Origin of the sequence: Neobacillus drentensis (assembly GCF_036965425.1) — a bacterium.
GTDB lineage: Bacteria > Bacillota > Bacilli > Bacillales > Cytobacillaceae > Neobacillus > Neobacillus drentensis_F.
This window is the reverse complement of record NZ_JBALPP010000019.1, coordinates 7,272-31,447: the sequence shown is the minus strand read 5'-3', so window position 1 is coordinate 31,447 and position 24,176 is coordinate 7,272. Positions and strand designations below refer to the sequence as shown.

The following is a 24,176-nucleotide window of genomic DNA, read 5'->3' as shown; positions in this document are numbered from 1 at the left end:
ATAAAAAGGAAGTCACTGTGCTTAACATATTATGGCAATTAAGCTTTCGAATATATATAGAAATGGTGAAACATGAAAACTCTAACTAAGAAAAAGAAGAAGTCACTAAAGCCTGCCCAAATCATCGTGATGTATTATCTGCTAGCCGTGGTTGTCTCGACCATATTATTAATGCTGCCTATAACACTGAAGCCCAATGCTAAAATTACGTTTATTGATGCCCTCTTTACTGCGGTGAGTGCCGTTAGTGTGACAGGGTTATCTACTATTCCGATCAATGAGGTTCTCAGTGTGCCAGGAACCATTATTTTTGCGATCATTCTGCAATTTGGCGGAATCGGCATTATGTTTCTTGGAACTACAATTTGGCTTTTAATGGGGAGACGTATTGGAATAAGAGACAGAATGCTTATAATGACGGATCAAAATCTTTCATCTTTTTCTGGAATCATTAAACTTATCAGAAATATTCTGTTCCTATTTATCATTTTGGAAGTAATAGGGGGCATTATTTTTGGCATTTACTTTTTAAAATATTTTCCTACTTGGCAGGAAGCTTTTTTACAAGGTTTCTTTGCAGCAGTCAGTGCGGCAACGAATGCAGGATTTGATATTACAGGAGAATCATTGATTCCATTTGCCAACGATTATTTTGTGTTAATGCTGACCATGGTGCTGCTAATTGTAGGAGCGATTGGGTTCCCAGTACTGATGGAAGTGATTCATTTCTTTAAACATAGAGGGAAAACGCCATATAAGTTTTCCTTATTTACAAAAATCACGACCCTTACTTTTTTTGGATTGATCGTAATAGGCACGATTCTGATTTATCTATGTGAATATAATCATTACTTTGCCGATAAAACTTGGCATGAAGCTTTTATCCATTCCCTTTTTTATTCTGTTTCTTCTCGAAATGGCGGGCTGAGTACAATGGAAATTCAGGAATATTCCACCGCTACCCTTTTTATTTTGAGTGTTCTTATGTTTATCGGAACCTCTCCAAGCAGTGCCGGAGGAGGAATAAGAACGACGACATTTGCGATTATGTTATTGAGTGTCTATTATTTCGCTAACGGAACGACGAAGATAAAAATTTTTAAAAGAGAAATTGCCACGGAGGACGTCATCAAGTCCTATATCGTCATCGCTACCGCTATGATGCTTTGTTGTGTCAGCACCATTATCCTTACGATTCTTGAACCGGGATTTTCATTAATGGAGATCATTTTTGAAGTGGCATCTGCATTTGGAACTGTCGGGCTTTCCATGGGGATCACGGCAAAATTGGGCGTCATGGGCAAAATTGTTATTATGGCTTTAATGTTCATTGGCAGAATCGGGATCTTTAACTTTTTAATCATTATTGGAGGAAAACCGATTAAAGCGAATTATCAGTATCCAAAAGAGCGAATCATTATTGGTTAATAGAGAAATTGTCAGTGCCGAGTATAGGGGGGAGTGAGGAAAGTGGAGATATCCGAACATATTTATGTGCGATCAAATCGCCTGATTTTGAGGCAATTTTCACAACAGGATGTTAATCCCTTTTATTTGTATCGTTCGAGTCCCGAAGTGGCTAAATTTCAGTCTTGGGAGAATTATCAACGGCACGATGCGGAAGTTTTTGTGGAAAAGCAATCGAAGTGTGTACCCAATCAACCGGGCACGTGGTTTCAGTTTGCCATTGCTTTGGCGGAGACGAATCAATTAATCGGAGATTGTGCGCTGCACACACTTTTAGCGGAGCCGCGGATTGTTGAAATTGGCTATACCCTCGCCGAAGAGCATCAGGGGAAGGGCTATGCCAGTGAAGCGGTGAGAGCGTTGTTGAGTTATGTTTTTAATGATCTTGGAAAACACAAGGTCATAGCTTTTACAGATGTTAGAAACGAAAACTCCATTAGGCTGCTTGAACGTGTAGGGATGAGAAGAGAAGGACATTTGTTGGAAAACTACATGTCAAAGGGACAGTGGGTGGACGAGTATCAATATGCATTACTAAGGTCGGAATGGGAGCAAGAGTTTAAAGTCAAGTACCAGGAATAGCCAACATTTCTGAATATCTTAGTAGAGAAATTTTTGCCATTCTTCAATAATGAATCCTTATATATGAAAGTTTTCAATACTGCCTACGGGCAAAAGGAAACCCCGCTTTACCAGGTAGAAAAGTGGGGCGTGGTTAGCCGCGGAGTGTGAAGCTTGCGCGGTTTTTTTGTATCGAAAATCACGATTTACTTCAGGATTGGGAAAACGCCGTAATACTCTTCTAAAGTCAAATTCCTTTTTTTCATTTCCTTCGCAACGGCAGTGCCGACGTAGCGGATGTGCCATGGTTCGTATTTGTAGCCAGTCACGTACTCTTTTCCTTTTGGATAACGGATGATGTAGCCAAAATTGGCACTGTTCTTATCCAGCCATTTCGCTTCTTTTGTAGTGGCGAAACAAGAGGCAGCCGCACATTTCCCGCTGCTTCCGCTAACGTCGATGGAGAGCCCCGTCTGGTGTTCACTGGTGCCGGGAATGGCGCTGTAAGTTCTTGCTTTTTCATACCCGTCTGTTTCGACGTAACGGTTAAAGACGGCCGCCTGTGTGGCATACGAACGGTAGGCAGAGACCCCGCTTAAATAAACCTTGTCTTTTTTGGCCGCCGCAAACATCCTTTCGAGTGCAACCGCCGCCTCCTTACGCAACTTACGTTTCTCTATTTTTTCTTTAAAGAGAAAGGAGGTATTAGGATAGACCAAATTCTTCGGCACATATGTTTTAGGCAGATAAATTTTCTTGTTCACGATGACTCCCAGGGATGCAGGGTATTTCGTGGTATAGATTGCCGTCCCATCCTTACTTGTTGTCTTATTCACATACGACATGTTTGTCCCTATGTTGTTTGGGTTCGAATGGGACCGGTTGATCATGGGGGTCAAGGACTGATTTGTGCCGGTATCGGTATTTTTTGGTGAAGAGGATTGATCCGAATCTCGGTTACAGCCCATGAGGGTGAAAAAGGTGATGAGAACAACCCATGAGCTGACCCATTTTTTTGCCATATTATTGACTCCTCTATATTCAAATTGATTATCTATGCACCGTTTCTTTAAACCGGTGATACAAATAGGGTTTGAAGTCCCATTACAATCTATGCGCAAAATGTTTTACGCCCGAGCGTTGCTTTTTCGAATGTCAGGTAACCGTATTCCCAGAGGCACAAGAGTTATACGAACTGTAAAAAATGAATTATTTTAAGTGTTACTTAATTGATCGTTAAGTTTTCTGGAATTATCTAAACGAAAACGCCATGATAAAATTCTACTTGGAGTTTTAGGTCCAAATGCATTGTGGATGTGTTCAAATTGGATAAATTATTAATCAGGGACTGCATCATCATACTTGCAGTGATCATAACTGGTTATACAGAAATTTCTCACGATACCAAAAGCAAACCTGAAGCAACAGCGGTTCATGCAAAACATCATGATCATACTATTCAGGTTGACACTGACCCAGAGAGCATTTCAGTTCTCGTAAATAATCGATATAAACTGCCAGAAAGTTATACTCCCCCAGATCTTATTTATGCTGATATCCCCTTTATTTTCAAAGAGAAAACTGAAAAGAGAAAGATGCGTGCAGAGGCCGCAGATGCGATTCATGAATTATTTACGGATGCAAAAGCACAGGGTATTTCATTCTTAGGTGTTTCGGCTTATCGAGCATACTCAACTCAAACCACATTATTTAACTCTTATGTAAGTAGTGATGGGTATGAAGAGGCTAGAAGGTACAGTGCTATGCCTGGAACGAGTGAACATGAAACAGGTCTTGCCATCGATGTTACCGGGGGAGATGGCAGGTGTGCTGCAGAAGACTGCTTCAGTGGAACAAAAGAGGCGATTTGGCTAGAGGAGAATGCAGCAAAGTATGGCTTTATTATTCGATATCCGAAAGGTAAAGAGGCCGTTACTGGTTATCAGTATGAGCCTTGGCACCTTCGATATGTTGGCAAATCAATTGCTCTTAAAATTATGAACAAAGGAATTACTCTGGAAGAATATTTTAATGCAGAACCAGTTAATAGGAAACAAAAGCCGTCAAGCTCCAAAGAGAATTGACGGCTTTTTTTGTTATGTCTAATTATCTTTTATCTTTTTATCTTGAAGGATACGCTTTTACGTTTCCTTGAACTAACTCTCAGGCGCCGTTAAGCTTATGCATCCTTTTCTTATCCTCTATATTTAAATTCCTAAACAAAAATTGTTAGGGTAGCACTTGCAAAGAGTATTAATTCTTTCTGTACTTATGACTGTAAGGGTTAAATGGGGTAAAATAGGAAACGGAATAATCTAAATTAATAATTTCACTGTATTCAAACACTTTGCTGTTTTGCAGAATCCCTCTATTGACAATCTTCATTGCCGCAATACCCTTCTTGCAATTGAGGAGCTCAGCATCTTCTTTACTGACATTTACCGCACTATATGTTGTGATGAAGTGGGATATTTGGTAATCGTTTTGTTGTACATATTCATGTACGGAGCTTGTTACTACCGCTTCATTTAAATCTGGAAAATAGGAATAGGGTAATCTAGTCGTTTCAATTTGTACTTTTTGATAATCGACAATTCTAACCCGTTTGTACTCCCATAACTTTGCATTTTGCCCGTTGATATCAAAGATTTTTTCTAATGCCGCATCAGGGGTAATCTTTTTTAAATAGATCATCTTAGATTCAATATCTTTAAATTTTTTTTCAGTTAATGAATTATAAATTAATGGACTTTTATATTTTGTATCACTTACAAAAATTCCTGAACCTTGGATGATTTTGATACATCCAATATTGAGGAGTTTTTTCAACGCTTCCCGAATGGTATATCGTGAAACATCATATTGCTTCGCAAGATCCCTTTCAGTAGGCATTTTTTCTCCAGCTTTGTATTTATTTTGATAAACCTTACTTAGGATATCATCTGCAATGAAATCTCTTTTTTTCATCATGAGTACCTCAGGGAAGTTTTTTACCAACATTCTATATAATAAAAACCCTCTAAAGCAATATGCTAAAGAGGGTTTGTTTAATTATGGTGTATGAATCGAACCATTTGGAATACGTGCTTGAGTCCATTCATGCTTTCTATATCTCACTGGATATTCCTTGGCCATATCTTCATTAAAATCAACGCCAATACCAACTCTCTCAATTGGATAGATATATCCATCCACTACTTCAACTGAATGAGGGAACATTTCCTTCGTTGTTTCATCGGGTTCCTGGATCTCTTGAATCGCTGCATTATGAAGATGAATATTTAAATGAGTATTGACAGCAACCCCAATTGGAGTCATGTCAGATGGGCCATGCCACGCAATTCGGACACCGAAACTTTCGCAAAGTGCTGCGAGCTTCAGGGCAGGTGTGATACCGCCAATCTGGGAAACATGGCAGCGAATATAATCAATTTGCCGATTGACAATCAGATTTTTCCACTCCATTGGGTTATTAAACAGTTCACCAATGGCGATAGGTGTTGTACATTGTGTTCTCAACTGAGACAGCCATTCGGTTTGATCCGGAGGCAGGATATCCTCGAGGAAGAATAGCTTATATGGTTCCAGATCTTTGGCCAATTGAAGTGCCTGATTCGGAAACAGTCTTTCATGGACATCGTGCAAGAAATGAATGGAATAGCCATACTTTTCTCTTAAAGCTTTAAACATATATACAACATCTTTCATATAGATGTCCGGATCAAAATATTCACCCTCACTTAAATGAGTGGTTAAGTGCATATCATGATTTTTGCCGCCATATTTCCCTAATTGACAGCGGATATGGCGGAATCCTCGTTCAAGTAGCGTATCAACATTATGAAAAAGTTCCTCGAGCGTAAGCCCGTCCGCATGGCCATATGCCGCAATCGCGTTTTTGGACTTTCCCCCAAGCAATTGGTAAAGAGGCATGTTAGCTAGCTTTGCCTTGATATCCCATAAAGCCATATCGATACCAGCAATAGCATTATTCATAACCGGGCCATTTCTCCAATAGGAATTGACCATCATTAATTGCCATAAATCCTCTATATGGTTTGCATCACGATCAATTAAAAGAGGCCTTAAATATTCATCAATAATGGTTTGAACAGCTAATGGACGCTGCTGAAAAGTGGCACATCCATACCCGAAAATGCCTTTATTTGTTTCTATTTTGACAACAATAAGATTATGTCGATGTGGATTCGTTACAAATGATTTTATATCTGTAATAATAGTGGGTTCCAACTTTGATTCTCCTTCTCTCTGCATTCAATTGTGTCAAATCAAAGTGATTTATAATTAGATTTAAACACAGTAAATTTGCAGCGTCAATTTGGTCAGAAAGGTTAGTGAAATAAGGTAATTTACCGTACCAATTTAGAATAGAATTCCGTGAAAAACTTTGGAATGAAAAGGCTTCCGTGATTTTTTTGGTTGTTTTTAACCGTTTTCAATAATTTTTTCCTTATGCTATTATGAGCGTGTCAAATCAAAGTGCAATATAGAAAGTCTAATTAGAACAAGATTCAATTTAAGGGAGATGAAAACGAAGTGAAAGAAAAGGAAACGGTCAAAAAAATCATAGAATACGTGGGAGGGAAAGAAAATATAAAGAAAGCTTGGCATTGCATGACAAGGCTTCGCTTCGATTTATATGATGAGTCTTTAATCTCACATGATCAAATAAAGAAATTGGATGGCGTTATCGGGGAACAATTACAAAGCGATCAATATCAAATCATCATCGGGACAAACGTACAAAAATATTACTCTGTTTTGTCCGAGGAATTGGGAATCGATGGAGAAGAGCTCGATGACAAGGGAGATACAAAGAAAAAAGGACCTTTCGGACGATTATTGGATGTTGTATCCGGCGTTTTCGGACCAATCGTTCCAGCCATTGCTGGAGCAGGTATGATTAAAGGTCTTATCGCCGGTTTAATCGCATTAAAAGTTTTATCAGCTGAAACCGATACGGTAAAGATGCTTGACTTGATTTCAAGCGGCGTGTTTTATTTCCTGCCATTTTTCCTGGCAGCATCTGCAGCAAAAATCTTTAAAGTCAATCAATACCTTGCCATCGCGATTGCAGGCGGCTTTATGTATCCAACTTTAATCGACGCCGCTAAACTGGGCAAAATCCATTCCTTTGACTTTTTTGGTTTGCCAATTCCTGTTTATAATTATGCTAGTGCAGTTATACCGGTTATCTTGTCAGTATGGGCATTAAGCTATATTTATAAGTGGGTTGACAGATTTATGCCAAACCTGCTGAGAACGGTATTTACCCCTACATTAACATTATTTATTGCAATACCTTTTTCATTATTGGTAACAGGTCCATTGGGCGAGTATGTTGGTAAAGGTATAGGCTTTATTGTTCAATCTTTATTTGATATTTCTCCAATCTTGGCAGGAGTTGTCATGGGCGGATTCAGACCGATTGAAATTGTATTTGGGGTGCACCATGCTATCACACCAATTGCGCTTCAGAACTTCGCCGATAAAGGGTATGACATGTTAATGCCAATGATGTTTATGACCAATATGTCAATTGCCGGCGCCACTTTTGCAATGGTTTTCAAAGCCAACAGCAAAGCGGAAAAATCAGTCATTTTTTCAGCGGCTCTTTCTGCCATCCTAGGTATCACAGAACCAGCTTTATTTGGGGTACTGATTAAGAATAAAAAAGCCTTTATCGCATGTTCAATCGGCAGCGCAGTGGCTTCCACCTTCTTTGCTTCAATGGGAGTTAGAATTTACGGATATATTCTTTCAAGTATTGTAAGTTTGGTTGCCTATGTCGGACCTTATTTCCCATATGCTTTAATCGGAATTGCTATCGCAATCGGCGGTTCATTTGCCCTCACTTATGTGATTGTTAAAAAAAGTCGCAATGGCGAAATAAACAACGTTCAAACTTTCAGAAAAATCGGATAAGGAAACAGAAAAGAAGGTGCTTGATTGCCTAATGGCAGTCGAGCCTTTCCTTTTGATTGGGGAAAAAAAATAAAAAAACAGGTGATCAATTTGAAAAAAGTATCGATTTTAACCAAATTAATAAACAGCGGAGTTATAGCCGTTATTCGAGCAGATTCTAAAACGGAGGCTGTGAGAATAACCGATGCCCTTGTTAAGGGAGGAGTCACAGGACTGGAATTGACCTTTACCGTGCCGCAGGCAGAAATCGCCGTTCAAGAGATAAAGAATAAGTATGCAGACCATCAGGATATTGTAATAGGTGCAGGGACCGTATTGGATGCAGTTACGGCAAGAATTGCGATCATGGCAGGTGCAGACTATATTGTAAGTCCATACTTTGACGAAGAAACAGCTAAATTGTGCAATTTATATCAGATTCCCTATTTACCGGGATGCATGACATTGACCGAAATCGCAACGGCTTTAAAAGCGGGTGTCGATATCATCAAACTATTCCCAGGAAGTGCATTGGGACCGGAATTTGTGAGTGCCGTTAAAGCGCCGATGCCACAGGTGAATATCATGCCTACTGGCGGTGTAAATTTAGAAAACATGGAAAAATGGTTTGCTATGGGATGTTCTGCTGTCGGCATTGGCGGCAATCTAATCGCACCGGCGAAAAGCGGCGATTTTGACAAAATTACTACTCTAGCACAAGAATATATAGAGAAACTTAACGCAATCAGAAAGTAATGGGGTGAATGTTATCAAGCTTATTGCAATCGATTTAGATGGTACATTATTGTCTTTGGAAAATAACATTACAAATGAGAATCTTCAGGCGCTCCAAAAGGCGCAAAACGAGGGGCACATTATTATGATCTGCTCGGGCCGTGCTCCTGAGGATATCGAACAAATTCTAAAAAAATATGATATTTCCTGTCCCATTGCCGGAAGCAATGGAACCCTTGTACAAGCAGAAGGAAAGCTTTTAGCCAATGTTTCCATGAATATGGAAAACGTCGCACAAATAGCAGACAAATTAGATGGGGAGAGGATTCCATATCGCGTCTACACAAGTAAGGGAATCTTTGTACCTTGCGATTGGTCAGAACGAGTGGCTCTTACTCTCGAAGGAAAAAGAATCGAAGGGATGTCGGATGACCTTTATAAACGGATCACTGAACAGCCGCAGAAATCGGATCTCCTCAATTATATGGATGATTATCAAGAATTAATGGACATGAAGGGCTTAACGGTTCAAAAATTCTTTGTGCCCATCTTTGATGGAGAGAAAAAAACGGAGTTTATCACCTATCTCAATGGAATTTCAGGGATTGTTACCACTTCTTCAGGTCCCTGGAACCTTGAAATCATGGATCAAAACGGTAATAAAGGTAATGCACTCAAAATGGTTGCGGAATACTTTGGTATTCCATTGGCAGATACCGTAGCCATGGGTGACAACTTTAATGATGTTCCTATGCTTGAAGCAGCCGGATTATCAATCGCCATGAGGAATGCTGATCCTACAGTAAAAGAGCTCTGCGATGCTGTAACCCTGTCGAATGCTGAAAATGGAGTGGCTTATGCATTTGAACATTTTATACTTAACCGGTAAGGAGACCAACAGATGAGCAGAATTTTAACTATGGGAGAGATTATGCTTCGGTTATCTACCAGCAATGATTGTCGATTAAGCGAAGCGAAACAATTGCAGGTCAATTATGGTGGTGCAGAGGCCAATGTTGCGATTAGCTTGGCTAATTTCAACCATCAAGTATCCTTCGCAAGCAAAGTACCTAATAATCCCCTTGGAAACGCTGCAAAAAAACATTTACATCGTTTTGGAGTTTCAACTGAATTTTTGCTATTTGGGGGAGCTCGTTTAGGAAGCTACTATTTGGAGAATGGCGTGGGGGAACGTTCTTCTTCTGTTATTTATGATCGTGCTCACTCCAGTTTCACAGAGATGGAGCGGCTGGAGTGGTCAATGGATGAGCTATTTCATGATGTTGAGTTATTTCATGTTTCAGGCATTACACCAGCGCTGTCAGCGGGCTGGGCAACTATGACGCATCATTTAATGAAAGAAGCAAAAAAGCGTCAAGTTAAAATCAGTTTCGATATCAATTATCGGGGAAAATTATGGAGTTACCCTGAAGCGGGAAAAGTATTGGCGACCTTGCTTCCCTACGTCGATTATTGTTCCGCCGGAAAACTGGATGCGATCAACCTTTTAGGGATTGAGGAGCACGAACTTGATGACCTTTCTTCTTATTACGAACAAATAAACAAGATTTATCCTAACATTGAGGTGTTTTACTCTACTTTACGGGTAATCAACTCAACCAGTGACCATACATTGGTAGGAACCATATGGAGTAATGGGTCGCTTTACAGGTCAAAAAAACATTACCTCGCGCCAATCATTGATCGTGTCGGTGGCGGCGATGCGTTTTCAGCAGGAACTTTACATGGAATACTTTCAAAATGCGATTTTGATTATACCGTTTCCTTTGCAACAGCTGCAGCAGCCTTAAAGCATACCATTTATGGAGACTGCAACCAATTCTCCATCGAAGAAGTAGAAGAATTTATGAATCGTCAAGATCAAAGAATCATTAGGTGATAGAGGGGGATTATCATGTTTAAAAATCTATTTAAGAATAATAAGAGTTTAGTAGAAGAAGTATTTTCACCTATGGACGGCGAAATTGTTTCATTATCAGAGGTGCCGGATCCTGTCTTTGCACAGAAACTAATTGGGGATGGGGTTGCCATTGTACCAAAGAGCGGAAAAGTGGTTTCGCCTGTAAACGGTCAAGTGATTCAGGTTTTTCCTACGAAACACGCAATTGGAATTAAGACAAAAAACGGGTTAGAAATACTTATCCATATTGGATTAGAAACCGTTGAATTGAACGGCGAAGGTTTTGAAGTACTGGTTGGCAGCGGTTCAACTATTAAAATCGGTGATCCACTGGTGAATGTGGATTTAGAGTATTTAAAAAGCAAAAACAAAGAAATTATTACCCCTATCATTATTACAAATATGGAAAAAGTTTTGGAAATCACCCCGATTCATAACGGTCCGGAAACGACCTGGGGAGATGGATTGTTTACTTGTAAAATTAAATAAATAATTTGCAACCGAAAGGCTCAGGACTCAACTGAGCCTTTTTTTTAAGTTCTATTTTTTTCGGAAAAAGAAGGGAAAGGTAACCCATACGTCTGTTATGACAATACAGCCGCTAATATCGCAAAAATGGTCCCGATGATAATTAAAATCCTCTCTCTTATGAATCGTTTATCCCACCTTTGTTTATATCTCGCTGAAATACTCCGATCTTCATGGGTAGCCTCCCTCAGTTCCTTTTTAAAGCGCAATAAACTCCATCCTAAATAAAAAAAGATACCAGCCGAAATAAGAGCAGAAACAATTTTTAACCCATGCATTCACGAATCACCTCATCTTAATATACCCAAAACTATAAAAAAGGCGGGGGCGGTTTTGGAGTAGAAAAATCACACACCCATTCGCACCTTAATGAGCAATTAAAATCTTAATAAATTCACACCCGAAAACCCACAGTGATTCGTTCTAAAGGGTTGTTAAATTGACATAAGAAATGACATACGAATAGACGTATGTCATTATATATTGAGGTTAAATTTATTATTCTTTTAATGCTTCAATTTGGATGGAAATGGTGATTTTATCTCCTATGAGAACACCAAATGGATTTATAGTTGAAGTTAAAGATAAGCCATAATCGTTTCTATATATTTGTCCCTTACAACTAAATATAACTTTTTCATTTTCACAAGAATGCTTTCCAGGTCTATTAATACAAATATTAAATGTTTCAAAACGTGAAAGTCCTCGAACAGTTAATAAACCGAAAATATCATACTGATCTGAATCCTTTTTCACAATATTTTTGGATTTAAATGTGATTGTAGGAAATTGCTCATAATCAAATAAATTCGTCCTGAGGAGAGCATCTAGAATAGTATTATGAGTTTTAATACTAGATACATCTATATTGAAATGAATATTTGCTGTAGTTAAATCAAATAGATCTGCCTCAATTAAAGCATTAAAATTACGAAATGCTCCGTAAACTGAAGAAACTATCATTTTGTTTACTGAAAAATTAACATTACTATTGGCAGGGTTAACGTTCCAATTGGCTTTTGTCATTTTATTCCTCTAAATTCATCTGAGAATGTAATAAATACAAGAATATCATATCCCATTTTGGTGTGCATTACTTTATTTCACATAAAAGAGGGTAAAACCTACGTTATCATGGAGAAATATTTGTAGTCAATTATGGGGACTAGGTGATGATAAGATTGGATGTGCTAATTTGGAAAATTCAAATGAAAAAATAGTAGAGTGTCCGGGGTGTGGAATAAAGTTATCTAATCGTCACCTCACTGTATTAGGGAATTACAATGCTTCAGGTGAGTGTTATCAAAAATACAGTGAGTTAAGTAGTTATACAATCGGTAAACAGGATATCTATTTTTTACATCAACACGCTGTTGATGCATACTCTTTACAACATTCAGGCAATGGTATGAAACCAATTACCACGTCTTTCTCGTTAATTGGTTTATATTATGCAGTTGAGAAGGGGTTTAACGGCAGACAAGTGCAGCGGGTACATACCCTTCTCAGTCTTCAAAAATATAATTGGAAGGAATTACAGCCGCTCGATAAATCAGTCTATTCTTTGACTGTGTTTGATGTTTTGAACGAACAACCAGGGGAAAGCCGCGACAAAATGATCCGAAAATGGATGTTGGATGTGTGGGAATGTTGGGAACATCAACATAGTTGGGTAAAAGAAATTTGTGACACTCTCTTAAAGTAATTGATTTCAAAGATGATGATGTTGATAAATAAAGCCACCTAAATTGGTGGCTGATGTGCATATGTCAGATACTCAGTGTTTGTTTTAGGATTTAACTATTTTGCTTAGCAAAATAATGGTTTACAGCATATATAAAAGACTTAATAAAAAAGAAGTTCCCTTTTTGCTTACCTCTGCCTTGGGATTAATAATATCAAATCCGTGATAGCAGCCTTTATATACTTCAAAATCCACTGGTACACCAGCTTGCTTTAAGTTTTCTACGTAATTAATGGTTTCATCTCCCTCTTTTCTAACTTTGTTTACTTATTATCTCCTTTCAGTTTTGTTTGGAATGATGTGGTATTCACTTAAATATGGATTGACTTTTATTTAAGTATGTTTTATATTTAATCACGAAAGATATTTAAGTTACATTAAATATTAATGTGTATAATAATTTTATGTGTATTGAATATTAAGGAGAATTAGATAATGAATGAGGTAAATTCATATTTTGATCGGATACAAGCATCTCTTCAAATAGTTGTCCATAAAATGCAGCCAAAATTATTGGAAAGCATGAATGCACTTGGAGTGACACCAACCCAACTTTTTGTTCTTGGTTTTTTAAAAAAACAAGGAAGCTGCAAGGTTACCCAAATAGCGGAAATGATGGATGTAAAACCAAGTGCTGTTACACTTTTAGTAGATAGGCTTGAGCAAAATGGCATGGTTATGCGCGAACATGATAAAAAAGATAGAAGGGTCGTCAATATCAGTCTCACCGAACAGGGAGATGAAAAATTGAAGAAAGTTATGGAAGAAAGAAAAGCTATCCTAGAACGATATCTTTCTCATCTGACCGAAGAAGAACTTATGGTTATGGCAACAATTACTGAAAAACTCGCACAGGCTGTAAATGAGGAAAATTAAAAAACTCATATGGAGCAAATAATATCAATAACTCTTTGCTAATAGAAGGAGATTACGAAATGAACACAACAACGAACACTAACAATAATCGTAAGATCGTATTGATTGGGCTTATCATTGCCATGTTCTTTTCAGCACTTGACGGTACGATTGTCGGAACTGCGATGCCCAAAATAGTAGGAGACCTTGGCGGATTAAGCATGATGACATGGCTGACTACAGCATATTTGCTCACATCGACCGCAGTTGTTCCGATTGCTGGAAAGTTGGCTGACTTATTAGGACGAAAATCTATATATGTTGCTGGACTTATTATTTTTATGGCTGCTTCTGCACTATGCGGTATGGCAAATAATATGACAGAGTTAATTATTTATCGTGGTATACAAGGAATTGGCGGCGGTATAATGATGCCGATGGCGATGATTGTTATCGGGGATTTATTTACTGGTAAGGAACGCGCCAAATTTCAAGGTGTATTCGGAGCCATATACGGGCTTGCTTCTGTAATTGGTCCACAAATTGGCGGATGGATTGTAGATACTTTGAACTGGAAATGGGTGTTTTACATTAACCTTCCTGTAGGTATTTTGGCTACCATTTTCATTGCAATTGGGTTACAAGGACGTAAGAATTCTGGACCTATTTATTTTGATATTGCAGGCATGTTTACGATGATCGTGGGCGTAGTAAGCTTACTTCTTGGTCTTAGCTTTGGTGGTAAGGACTATGCTTGGGATTCATGGCAAATTATTGGATTATTCGCGTTAGCTGTCATTGGTTTAGTGAGTTTCGTTATTGTCGAAACCAAAGCAAAAGAGCCGATTTTGCCGATGTACCTATTTAAAAATAGAACCTTCTTGTTATTGAATTTAGTTGGATTCTTCATGACAATTGGAATGTTTGGTGCCATTACATTTGTTCCATTCTTTATGCAAGGGATTTTAGGGGTAAGTGCAACCCAATCAGGAACCATAATGACACCCATGATGATTGCCATGATCATCACCAGCATTATTGGCGGTCAGGTTGTCTACAAAATTGGAATCAAACCGCAAATTATGACAGGCATGTTAATCATGGCTGGTGGGCTATTTTTATTAACAACCCTAGATATGGATTCGAGTAAATTAGTTGCCACATCTTTTATGGCAGTTATTGGGGTAGGATTAGGATTGGTTATGCCAACGGTTACCTTAGCTTTACAAGAAAGCTTTTCAAAACAAGAACTAAGTGTCGTTACCTCTTCAAACCAATTCTTCCGTTCCATTGGGGGAACATTGGGGATTACGATTTTAGGTGCTGTGATGAACAGCAAATCAGGAACACTTCTAACGGACAAACTTGTTCCGTTCTTGAATACATTGCCGGCACAAGCTGGACCTTTGGTATCAAAGCTTAAAGATATGATTGCAACCAATCCTCAAGGTTTGTACCAAATGCTATTTAGCGCTGAAACAATGAAAAAAATGCCAGCTTTTCTAACAGACAAAATGGTACCAATTTTAAAAACGTCCTTAATGGATTCTTTACACAGTGTATTTTTCGTTGGATTAGGATTTGCGGTGACTGGAGCTGTTTGTACTTTATTCATAAAGCAAATTAAATTATCCGGCAAAAAAGCAGCTGGAAAGCCAGATGAAGGAGAACAAGGAAATATAAAAATTGTTGCAGCCACATCCAAATAGCCTGAAATGAAGAGTAAAATAAAAAACCCAATTTCTCCTTTTAATTCTGAGAAATTGGGTTTTTTAATAAAGAAAAAAATTTACTTTGTAAATTTACATCTAATTATAACATTAAACAAATAAGGGCTACGCAATCTGAGAACTACATCTTGTACCAACTTGTTCTGATTTTAATAAATCATTTAAGGCTTGCTGATTGATCACTTCATATAAATCAGAAGGTTGGTTTAAGAAAATTCCTCTCCGATTAGCAACAGAAATAATTATACCTATTTCATAATACATATTTTTTGTAAGAATACCTTTTTCAATATTATTAATAATTTCATAGTAAAAACGAATTAATAACTCTTCAGGTAGCTTTTCATAGAAATCCATTTTTTATTCACCTCAAACTCCAACAATTGTAGGCCTTTTCAATAATTATACTATTATTCGTATATAATTTATGTTAAATTTGTGTAAAAATTAAAAACATTATGATTTTTTTATAGTGAAATATGGAATGTTTGATTAATCGACTTCACCCTATAATCTAATCATAGGAATAATCGTTAGCACTCCAACTGTTAGAGTAGGTAACGGTAATCGGTTCCAAATATAGCACCTAACTCGCTGAGGAAGCCACCAATAACAAAAGGTATATCGTTTTTTTGTTGGCATTGGGTTTTGCGAAATACCGAGCATCCCAAAACTGCATATGCATAAAACACCCTTAATAAACAAAAAAAAGCCTGTTTTATCAGGCTATTTAAGAGATGCATTTTTCTCAATCCCATTTCAAGAAAAATTTAGCTTTGACTCAAAGAAGATTTTGTTTAAATGCTTTAATAAATTGTTTACTATGTTCGGATAATTTTTTGCGTCTCGATCGAACGATTCCAACTGAAAAGCGTAATGGATGAGGAAACACAAAGGGAATTGTAATAATGCTGCCATTTTGAATACTAGTAAGTTTGTTCAAAAATAAATTCATTGTAATAATGATACCCAAACCCTCTGATACTGCTTCAGTAATTACCTTAACATTGTTTGTTGTAAATAATATATTTACATTAGGAACATAGTTAATCAGTTCATTTGCATACCCCGCCAAAATAGGATCCTCCGTAAGAATTAAAGATTGATTAGCAAGATCCTCAATTTGTACCTTTTCTAAATAAGCAAGGGGAGAATTTTTGCTGGCACAAATTACTGTACCGCCTTCGAGAATGGTTTCAAATTCCAAATCGGGATTAGCAGCCGCCATTTCGTCAGTAAATATTGTAATACCAAAATCAGTCTTATCCGTTTTAACGTCGGACAAAATTGTATTGGGGTTTTTTTCAAAAACTTCTACTTGGCTATAAGTGTATATTTTTTTATAAGTAACAAGTGCGCTAGGAATTATTAACATAGCGTTTGGACTGACAGATAATGATATATTAATTTTTTCTGGATTTATCTTCTGATGCGCAAAAATAGAAATATCTTCGACCTTTAGCATAATTTCCTGCGCCTTACTTACAATAAATTCTCCATCTTCGGTAAGCTCAGCACCCAATCTAGAACGATTAAAGATCTTTATTTGAAGTTCCATTTCTAGATTAGTTATGGCTTTACTAATACCAGACGGAGAAATATGAAGATTCTCAGCAGCTTTAATTAATGATTTTGTTTTAGCAACCTCAAGTAAGTACTCCAATTGTATTAGATTCATAGGATCACTCCGATTTATTTAAGTGAAAAAAAGTCAACTAAACCTCACTAATTTACACTTTATATTAACTTAAAGAGAAAGTATATTGATTTCAAAGATGCATACGAGTTTTTTGATATTTTTTATTCGTAAATGATGAACAATCCGTTTTGGAGGTGCAATGTATGGTGAATCTTTTTTTGGAATTTTCACGAAATTCCAGTGCAGGAAGCTTTTTGTTGAAATAATCATGCTAAGAGTGAGGGGTATGAATGGAACTAGAAAAAAAGTCGGGCTGTTGTTCGCCAAAAAAACAAAAATCAACTGTAACTCAATCCTCTGGATTAAATGTTGTTAAAAGCTGTAAGGGGAGTTCTGACAAAAATTCAATTTACGTTCCAGGTGGCGAATTTTTAATGGGAACCGATGATCCTGAAGGGTACAAGAACGATGGTGAAGGACCAGTCCGTAAAGTAAAAGTTGATCCTTTCTACATAGATGCTTGTACTGTAACTAATTCTCAGTTTGATGAATTTGTATCTGATACAGGCTACAAAACTGAGGCAGAAATTTACAGCTGGTCTTTTGTTTTTCATTCGCTTGTGTCATATGAAACACGAACGAAGGTTACTCAATTTGTTCAGCAGACTCCTTGGTGGCTAGTTGTTGATGGTGCGAACTGGAGACATCCTGAAGGGCCGGATTCAACATTTGAAGATAGACTTGATCATCCAGTAGTTCATGTATCATGGAATGATGCTATAGCATATTGCAACTGGGCAGGGAAAAGACTGCCCACTGAAGCAGAATGGGAATTTGCTGCTAGGGGAGGTTTAGAACAAAAAAAATATGCTTGGGGAGATGAATTACTGCCAAACGGTCAATATTATGCAAATATTTGGCAGGGGCAATTCCCAAATGAAAATCGAAGATTAGACGGATATAAAGGAACTGCCCCAGCTCGATCATTTCCACCGAATAAGTATGGCTTATATAATGTTTCTGGAAATGTCTGGGAATGGTGTTCTGATTGGTTTAGTCCAACCTATCATATATATGACACAAAAGAAAATCCCAAAGGTATACCTAACGGAACATCTAAGGTAATACGTGGTGGCTCTTATCTTTGTCATGAATCTTACTGTAATCGTTATCGAGTAGCTTCCCGTAGTTCCAGTACACCCGACAGTTCTACTGGACACATGGGATTTCGATGCGCTAAAGATGCTTAATCAATCATTTCGCGAGAAATTTTAATAAATGAGTTTGATTTCACATCAAAGGTGTTTCAATAGTTTAATATGCCCAATGAAAGTTAGATTAACAATAAGTTTATTTCTATATTAAAGGAGACGAAAAAATGAAAAATAATGTGGTTTACATTGTCCTTGATGATATGGGTTTTTCTGACCTAGGCTGCTATGGTTCGGAAATTAAGACGCCTAATATAGATCGTTTAGCACAAAATGGATTGAGCTATAATAATTTTCATGTTACGCCACTTTGTTCCCCAACAAGAGCAAGCTTATTGACAGGTAGAAATCATCATTCTGTTGGTATGGGGGTTCTAGCAAATTTCGATTTAGGTCCAGATGTACCGAACTCACGAGGTAAAATCAAATCTTCAGCAGGAACATTAGCGGAAATTCTAAAGGAAAATGATTTTAGTACTTATGCTGTAGGCAAATGGCATTTAACACCAATATATGAGGAAACACCGGCTGGTCCTTTTGATAACTGGCCGTTGGGAAAAGGTTTTGAAAGGTTTTACGGATTTTTAGATGCTTGCTCAGATCAATATACACCTACTTTAGTTTACGATAATCATAACGTGGAGCCTCCCAAAAAAACCGATTATCATCTTTCTGAAGATCTTGTTGATCATGGAATAAAGTTTATTTCTGATCACGCTTCAATTTTTCCGGATAAACCATTCTTTATGAATCTTGCATTTGGGGCGCAGCATTATCCTCATCAAGTCCCACAAAGTTATATCGATATGTATAAAGGAACATATGCAAAAGGATGGGATCAAATACGCGAAGAAAGATTGGAACGTCAAAAATTATTAGGAATCGTACCACAAGATACAGTGCTTGCGGAACGTAATCCTGGTGTGAAGGAATGGGATAAGCTTACATCTGATGAAAAACGTCTCTTCGAAAGATTTCAAGAAACATATGCAGGGTTCCTAACTCACACAGATGAACAGATCGGTCGATTCGTTGATTTTCTTGAAGCTATTGGGCAATTGGACAATACGATGATTGTATTTCTTTCTGATAATGGGGCGAGTCAGGAGGGGGAATTTGATGGGATTTTGGAACCAGATTGTTATTATAACGGAATTCCAACGACTGCTGAAAAAATGTTCGATCGCATCGATGAAATTGGTGGACCAAATGCACACCCTAATTATCCTCGTGGGTGGGCTCAGGCAAGCAATACACCGTTTAAGTACTATAAACAAACAACTTTTGACGGAGGAATTCATGTTCCTTTGATTTATCATTTCCCAAATCGAATCAAGGATATTGGAAGTGTCCGTAATCAGTTCCATCATGTCATTGATATCACTCCGACAGTTCTAGACTTGGCTGGAATAAGTGCACCTAAAGAAATCAAAGGAGTTAAGCAAATGCCGTTGCATGGAAAGAGCATGCAGTATACATTTGATAATCCTAAAGTTCAAACTATCCGTGAAACTCAATACTTCCTTATGGGAGCACAGCGAGCGATTTGGCATGACGGCTGGAAGGCGACCTCTTTTCATACGAAAGGAACACCTTTTGAGGATGATCGATGGGAATTGTATAACACGATTGAAGATTTTTCTCAATCCAATAATTTAGCTGAAAGGTTTCCAGAGAAACTGAATGAATTAAAGGAAATCTGGTTTGGAGAAGCTGAAAAATATGATGCTCTCCCAATTATTGATAAAACGATTGAATTATTTTCTTATGTCTCCCCTGATGATAGAGTAAGAAATCGTACAGAGTTTACTTACTATCCAAACATGGGCTATACTCTTGCAATGCCGTCGATACTTAATCGTTCTTACAAGATTACAGTCCCGATTGATCGTCTGAGTAAAAATAGTAAGGGTGTATTAATTGCGCACGGAAGTCCAAACAGCGGATATACAATGTATATTCAAAATAACCGTATATACTATGAGTATAATTATGTGGGGACTGTCTATAAAATTGAATCTAATCTAGAAATACCGGTTGGAAAGTCAACGATACGTTTCGAATTTGAGAAAACAGGTCAATTTCAAGGAAAAGGCAACCTATTTATCAATGATCACCATGTTGGAGAAGTTGATATGCCAAGGACCTTACCGATTTTGATTTCAATGGAAGGATTATCTGTTGGACGAGATGCATATTTACCTGTAAGCAAAAACTATGCAGATAGAGGAGACTTCGCATTTACAGGGAATATCCAAAAAATCGAGTTTATTTTGCAAAATGATTAGGTTGAAGTCAAGTTTTACTAAAAGAATGACCCATTTATAAAGTAACCCTATAAAACCTCGAGGGAGGAGAACGGGAAATGCAACTAAAAAAGAAGAACAGATTTCGAAACATTTTCACAAAAATGGTTGCTCGAATTGTATTTTAAGTAAACACTTCGGTTAGGTTCTGTGAAGCTTTAGTTATACAAAAGGTATGGCTCAGGGAGTTGAAAGAAATAAGAACAATTGAACTAATGGATACAATAGCATGAAAAGCAGCGGAAATTTGTTTCGCTGCTTTTTTCTTTGCTCCAGAGTCTAAATAAATTTTCTATAAAACTCTCTTCTAAGATTTCCGATTAATTGAGCATAAATTCTGTTGGTTTCGCACTTTTCGCGGCCAAGTAAACTTTGAATAACATCAATAGGAGCTCATTAAAATTATGCCAGTGTATCTATGGTCTTCTTTCTAAAGCAAGCTTTACTCCAAAAGCCAAAACAACAAATCCTGATATTCTTTCAATGGCGCACTGAGTAGAAGGTTTTTTCATCCAAGAACTGATGTAATTAATTAAATTCACATACACGATAGACCAAATGATCGTTAAAACTGTATAAGTAAGGCCCATCATGAGAAATTGCAAAAATGGTTTCATGCCGGTAGATAAAAATTGTGGAAAAAATGTAAGGAATAAAACAGCTATTTTCGGATTAAGAAGGTTCGTCAAAAACCCTTGTCGAAATGGAGACTTGTTCTTATATTTCGTTTGATGGCCGTCACCAGATGAGCCTTTATTTTTCCTCGAAGACCATATGGATGTTACACCTATATAAATGAGGTATACCGCACCAACGTATTTAAAAATAGAAAATAACAAGGCAGATTTTACAAAAATAGCAGAAAGACCAAAAACCGCAGCTGAAGTATGAATAATAAGTCCGGATGTAATCCCAATTACCGTATCAATTCCACCCTTTTTTCCAGAGGTAATGGTGTTTTGGGTGATTAATCCAATATCAGGACCAGGAAGAATAACAAATAAGAGTGACATGATGACAAACAGATAAAAGTTCTCCATAATAGCCCCCGCCTTCATAATTTCTTCTAAGATACCATATACAGTCAGCGCTTGGAATATCCAATTTTCAGACCTTTTTGAAGTTTTTAAAGTTGTATTATAGATTATTTATGAGGGGAAATACTACAGTGGTATTCAAAAAATAAGGAGGAATATGTATGACGATTGTACGTGATATCATGTCAAGTGACGTTAAGGTGTGTGCGCCACATGCTCCAGTCACCGAAGCAGCTAAAATTATGCGTGATGTTAACTGTGGTTCTGTTCCTGTTTGTGAAGGCAAAAAAGTGGTTGGAATGATCACGGACCGGGATATTGTCATAACTTGTGTGGCCGAGGAAAAAGATTGCAAATCAGTTCATTGTCATGATTGTATGACCAGTGAGGTCATTACTTGCTCACCTGATTTGGATATTCATGAATGTGCACGCATGATGTCCGAGCATCAAATTCGACGAATTCCAGTTGTTGAAAATGGCGAGATGGTAGGAATTTGTTCAATAGGTGATCTTGCGACCGTAAATATTCATGTTAATGAAGCTGGAGAAGCATTAAGTCATATTTCTGAACAACTCCATTAATTGTATGTTAAATGCCCTTGAGATTTACAGGGCATTTTTTTGTTGTAAGAAAAATTTTAATATAATTAATGATTTAGTTCTTCTGCTGGTACGTTTCTTGAAATGTCGTTGATGTTTAGTGGATTTCCACGCTAAGGCTTGAACCATCCAATACTATTTTTCATATAATTTAATTAGATACATTATTATAAGATAACAATATTAATAAACAAATCCAGAAGGGAGAATTGAGATGACTAAAGATGAGCTGATTTCAATAATCAGTAAAGAATTAACAAACAATCCCCAGCGGGATAGTTTAGATATTGCAAAAATGTACAATATTCCAACAGTTATTGTTCAAATCTATAAAAGATGGTTAATAAAAGAATTAACATAGAGAAAGGCTGTCATTTTGGCAGCTTTTCTTGTTCGACTTACCGGGCAGGATTGTTGAAGAAGGATTTGGGCAATTGGTAATCGAATTAAAGCTACAGGTTGAGTAAAGTGGGTGAGAATTTGTCAGATAAGAAATATGATTTATTAAAGCATTTTTCTTATTCAACTAAGTACATTAAACAAGGGAATTTAATTATCACTTTTAGAAATAAGAAATTATAACACATAATGCCTTGGATAATAGATGAAAATAATCATACATTCCAACATTATAGGGTGAAAAAAATGAAATCTAAGCAATGTAAGATTAACCTCATCAGAGATTGCGAATTTATGGACCCATTATATACGTGAGACAATGGGACTTTGTGTAATGGGTACATGTTAAATACCATTCAAGACCCTCAGATACATAATGTTTTTCAGACTGCATATGGACTTTGTGAAAAGCATATAAACAAACTGAAGAAGTTGTTTCATCAAGAAAATTTTCCTGTTCCTAAAGGGCTTAATGAAGAAGATGTAAATTTGAATGCCCCACCATTATTTACGGATGATTTTTGCTTATATTATATTCACACTATGGCTATGCATCCTATTCAAAAAACGGGTGCTTTCCTTAATGATATGGCTGCTTATTAAGGCAGTCTTTTCTTATTGCAATATGTTTGGTTAATAACCGAGTAAAATGATTAAAACTAAACAAATGGGTAACTCAACCTAGCATAATAATGGGGTGATTTTATGAGTAAAGCTAAAGGAAAAGGTGGAACAGGGAGAGGAACAGACAAGAAGGGGTGGAATCGTTGGCAAGCTAGTGCAAACAAAAAAAAGAGTGCAAAACCTTATATAAGTAAAGGTACAAAAAAAACGGATGTTGAAAATGACCCCACGAGCAATAGTTAAAGTCACTTAACCGAAATATAGCGAATAATGAATAAATACAATTATTTAATGACCCAACGTTTGCGAGCTCCTTTAAAAGAGTTCGCTTTTTTCTTTTTCAGCTAACCCAGTTTACTTAAATAACAGTTTTAGAAAAACAAAATTGAACATCCAGTCAAAAATTATGTAATAGAGGATCGGGACTTCCCAAATCCTCCTCAAATATTCAATAAATTTTCTTTTAACAACAGTGTCCGTAATGGTGCCAAGGATGATGAAAACCGAAACCACTATAGAAAGGATAATGGTGATGATGAAAACCGAAACCATACGGATGATAACCGTATCCCATCATCGGATAACCAAACGATCCATAGTAAGGAGGCATTTAGACACCTACTTTCATTCTATATTTTATTACACTTTAGACATATGTCTTCTGGATTAGATATGAGCTTATCTAATTTGAAAATAGGCACAACTGAATCGGCTCTAATCTATTTTAATTAACAAGAAATGTTATTTGTAATTAGAAACATAGTGAGCTTTAACAAAGTGGGAACATGAATTGATTTTCTTCCAGGAGGATGCATTTTTAATAAAATTTAAAAAGACCACTCCATGTAACTGAGCAGTCTAAGCATCGGGAAGGTGATTCCCATGGACAATA

The 24,176-nt window shown here is 37.1% G+C and carries 25 protein-coding genes; 17 read left to right on the top strand and 8 right to left on the bottom strand.

What is annotated here, in order from left to right; genetic code table 11:
* The first annotated feature begins 72 nt into the window (after positions 1 to 72).
* Both V7161_RS05275 and V7161_RS05270 read left to right on the top strand, forming a co-directional pair.
* On the top strand, positions 73 to 1,428 hold the full coding sequence (locus V7161_RS05275; RefSeq protein ID WP_335442852.1) for a TrkH family potassium uptake protein: 1,356 nt from the start codon (positions 73 to 75) through the stop codon (positions 1,426 to 1,428).
* Positions 1,429 to 1,470: 42 nt separating this feature from the next.
* Positions 1,471 to 2,049 carry a GNAT family N-acetyltransferase gene (locus tag V7161_RS05270; protein WP_335442851.1) on the top strand — a complete coding sequence of 193 codons (579 nt, stop codon included), beginning with the start codon at positions 1,471 to 1,473 and terminating at the stop codon, positions 2,047 to 2,049.
* Between the two features lie 185 nt (positions 2,050 to 2,234).
* On the opposite strand, the gene V7161_RS05265 is transcribed toward V7161_RS05270, so the two are convergent.
* Entirely contained in the window at positions 2,235 to 3,149 is a 915-nt protein-coding gene (locus V7161_RS05265) for a M15 family metallopeptidase (protein ID WP_335442849.1), read from the bottom strand.
* Between the two features lie 204 nt (positions 3,150 to 3,353).
* Between V7161_RS05265 and V7161_RS05260 the strand changes: the two genes are divergently transcribed.
* Positions 3,354 to 4,112 (top strand): M15 family metallopeptidase, encoded by a 759-nt coding sequence (locus tag V7161_RS05260; protein WP_335442847.1) that lies wholly within the window; start codon positions 3,354 to 3,356, stop codon positions 4,110 to 4,112.
* Positions 4,113 to 4,281: 169 nt separating this feature from the next.
* On the opposite strand, the gene V7161_RS05255 is transcribed toward V7161_RS05260, so the two are convergent.
* Together V7161_RS05255 and V7161_RS05250 are read right to left on the bottom strand one after the other, a co-directional pair.
* Positions 4,282 to 4,995 (bottom strand): GntR family transcriptional regulator, encoded by a 714-nt coding sequence (locus V7161_RS05255; protein WP_335442846.1) that lies wholly within the window; start codon positions 4,993 to 4,995, stop codon positions 4,282 to 4,284.
* An 84-nt stretch (positions 4,996 to 5,079) separates the two neighbouring features.
* Positions 5,080 to 6,279 carry an enolase C-terminal domain-like protein gene (locus V7161_RS05250; RefSeq protein WP_335442844.1) on the bottom strand — a complete coding sequence of 400 codons (1,200 nt, stop codon included), beginning with the start codon at positions 6,277 to 6,279 and terminating at the stop codon, positions 5,080 to 5,082.
* Between the two features lie 306 nt (positions 6,280 to 6,585).
* Between V7161_RS05250 and V7161_RS05245 the strand changes: the two genes are divergently transcribed.
* The 5 genes from V7161_RS05245 (at position 6,586) to V7161_RS05225 (ending at position 11,098) form a co-directional block, all read left to right on the top strand.
* Positions 6,586 to 7,974, top strand: a complete 1,389-nt coding sequence (locus V7161_RS05245) for a PTS transporter subunit EIIC (protein WP_335442843.1) — start codon at positions 6,586 to 6,588, stop codon at positions 7,972 to 7,974.
* Between the two features lie 90 nt (positions 7,975 to 8,064).
* Positions 8,065 to 8,709, top strand: a complete 645-nt coding sequence (locus V7161_RS05240; protein ID WP_335442934.1) for a bifunctional 4-hydroxy-2-oxoglutarate aldolase/2-dehydro-3-deoxy-phosphogluconate aldolase — start codon at positions 8,065 to 8,067, stop codon at positions 8,707 to 8,709.
* Between the two features lie 4 nt (positions 8,710 to 8,713).
* Complete coding sequence (locus tag V7161_RS05235) at positions 8,714 to 9,577, top strand: Cof-type HAD-IIB family hydrolase (protein ID WP_335442842.1); 864 nt, start codon at positions 8,714 to 8,716, stop codon at positions 9,575 to 9,577.
* Positions 9,578 to 9,589: 12 nt separating this feature from the next.
* Positions 9,590 to 10,588, top strand: coding sequence for a sugar kinase (locus V7161_RS05230; RefSeq protein WP_335442840.1), 999 nt, complete (start codon positions 9,590 to 9,592; stop codon positions 10,586 to 10,588).
* 15 nt (positions 10,589 to 10,603) lie between these two features.
* Positions 10,604 to 11,098: a PTS sugar transporter subunit IIA gene (locus V7161_RS05225; protein WP_335442839.1), complete on the top strand. Its 495-nt coding sequence runs from the start codon at positions 10,604 to 10,606 to the stop codon at positions 11,096 to 11,098.
* Positions 11,099 to 11,193: 95 nt separating this feature from the next.
* On the opposite strand, the gene V7161_RS05220 is transcribed toward V7161_RS05225, so the two are convergent.
* Together V7161_RS05220 and V7161_RS05215 are read right to left on the bottom strand one after the other, a co-directional pair.
* On the bottom strand, positions 11,194 to 11,415 hold the full coding sequence (locus tag V7161_RS05220) for a hypothetical protein (RefSeq protein ID WP_335442837.1): 222 nt from the start codon (positions 11,413 to 11,415) through the stop codon (positions 11,194 to 11,196).
* Between the two features lie 220 nt (positions 11,416 to 11,635).
* Positions 11,636 to 12,163 carry a YceI family protein gene (locus V7161_RS05215; protein WP_335442835.1) on the bottom strand — a complete coding sequence of 176 codons (528 nt, stop codon included), beginning with the start codon at positions 12,161 to 12,163 and terminating at the stop codon, positions 11,636 to 11,638.
* A gap of 169 nt (positions 12,164 to 12,332) precedes the next feature.
* Between V7161_RS05215 and V7161_RS05210 the strand changes: the two genes are divergently transcribed.
* The 3 genes from V7161_RS05210 (at position 12,333) to V7161_RS05200 (ending at position 15,445) form a co-directional block, all read left to right on the top strand.
* Positions 12,333 to 12,842 (top strand): DUF5946 family protein, encoded by a 510-nt coding sequence (locus V7161_RS05210; protein WP_335442833.1) that lies wholly within the window; start codon positions 12,333 to 12,335, stop codon positions 12,840 to 12,842.
* Between the two features lie 474 nt (positions 12,843 to 13,316).
* The gene (locus V7161_RS05205) at positions 13,317 to 13,757 is read left to right on the top strand and encodes a MarR family winged helix-turn-helix transcriptional regulator (protein WP_335442831.1); all 441 of its coding nucleotides are present in this window, start codon (positions 13,317 to 13,319) and stop codon (positions 13,755 to 13,757) included.
* Between the two features lie 59 nt (positions 13,758 to 13,816).
* Positions 13,817 to 15,445: an MDR family MFS transporter gene (locus V7161_RS05200; RefSeq protein WP_335442829.1), complete on the top strand. Its 1,629-nt coding sequence runs from the start codon at positions 13,817 to 13,819 to the stop codon at positions 15,443 to 15,445.
* A gap of 126 nt (positions 15,446 to 15,571) precedes the next feature.
* On the opposite strand, the gene V7161_RS05195 is transcribed toward V7161_RS05200, so the two are convergent.
* Both V7161_RS05195 and V7161_RS05190 read right to left on the bottom strand, forming a co-directional pair.
* On the bottom strand, positions 15,572 to 15,823 hold the full coding sequence (locus V7161_RS05195) for a hypothetical protein (RefSeq protein WP_335442827.1): 252 nt from the start codon (positions 15,821 to 15,823) through the stop codon (positions 15,572 to 15,574).
* Positions 15,824 to 16,247: 424 nt separating this feature from the next.
* On the bottom strand, positions 16,248 to 17,144 hold the full coding sequence (locus tag V7161_RS05190; protein WP_335442825.1) for a LysR family transcriptional regulator: 897 nt from the start codon (positions 17,142 to 17,144) through the stop codon (positions 16,248 to 16,250).
* A 251-nt stretch (positions 17,145 to 17,395) separates the two neighbouring features.
* Between V7161_RS05190 and V7161_RS05185 the strand changes: the two genes are divergently transcribed.
* Positions 17,396 to 18,355 (top strand): formylglycine-generating enzyme family protein, encoded by a 960-nt coding sequence (locus tag V7161_RS05185; RefSeq protein ID WP_335442823.1) that lies wholly within the window; start codon positions 17,396 to 17,398, stop codon positions 18,353 to 18,355.
* Positions 18,356 to 18,483: 128 nt separating this feature from the next.
* Positions 18,484 to 20,604 carry an arylsulfatase gene (locus V7161_RS05180; RefSeq protein ID WP_335442821.1) on the top strand — a complete coding sequence of 707 codons (2,121 nt, stop codon included), beginning with the start codon at positions 18,484 to 18,486 and terminating at the stop codon, positions 20,602 to 20,604.
* Between the two features lie 434 nt (positions 20,605 to 21,038).
* On the opposite strand, the gene V7161_RS05170 is transcribed toward V7161_RS05180, so the two are convergent.
* The gene (locus V7161_RS05170; protein WP_335442820.1) at positions 21,039 to 21,662 is read right to left on the bottom strand and encodes a LysE family translocator; all 624 of its coding nucleotides are present in this window, start codon (positions 21,660 to 21,662) and stop codon (positions 21,039 to 21,041) included.
* A 158-nt stretch (positions 21,663 to 21,820) separates the two neighbouring features.
* Here V7161_RS05170 and V7161_RS05165 point away from each other — a divergent pair, with 158 nt between their 5' ends.
* From V7161_RS05165 to V7161_RS05150, 4 genes are all read left to right on the top strand, one after another.
* Positions 21,821 to 22,243, top strand: coding sequence for a CBS domain-containing protein (locus V7161_RS05165; RefSeq protein WP_289988588.1), 423 nt, complete (start codon positions 21,821 to 21,823; stop codon positions 22,241 to 22,243).
* A 232-nt stretch (positions 22,244 to 22,475) separates the two neighbouring features.
* Complete coding sequence (locus tag V7161_RS05160; protein ID WP_335442818.1) at positions 22,476 to 22,622, top strand: hypothetical protein; 147 nt, start codon at positions 22,476 to 22,478, stop codon at positions 22,620 to 22,622.
* Between the two features lie 380 nt (positions 22,623 to 23,002).
* A complete protein-coding gene (locus V7161_RS05155) occupies positions 23,003 to 23,263 on the top strand; it encodes a DUF3231 family protein (protein ID WP_335442816.1) in 261 nt (86 codons plus the stop codon).
* Positions 23,264 to 23,365: 102 nt separating this feature from the next.
* A complete protein-coding gene (locus V7161_RS05150) occupies positions 23,366 to 23,527 on the top strand; it encodes a DUF3934 domain-containing protein (RefSeq protein ID WP_251528308.1) in 162 nt (53 codons plus the stop codon).
* Positions 23,528 to 24,176 lie beyond the last annotated feature (649 nt).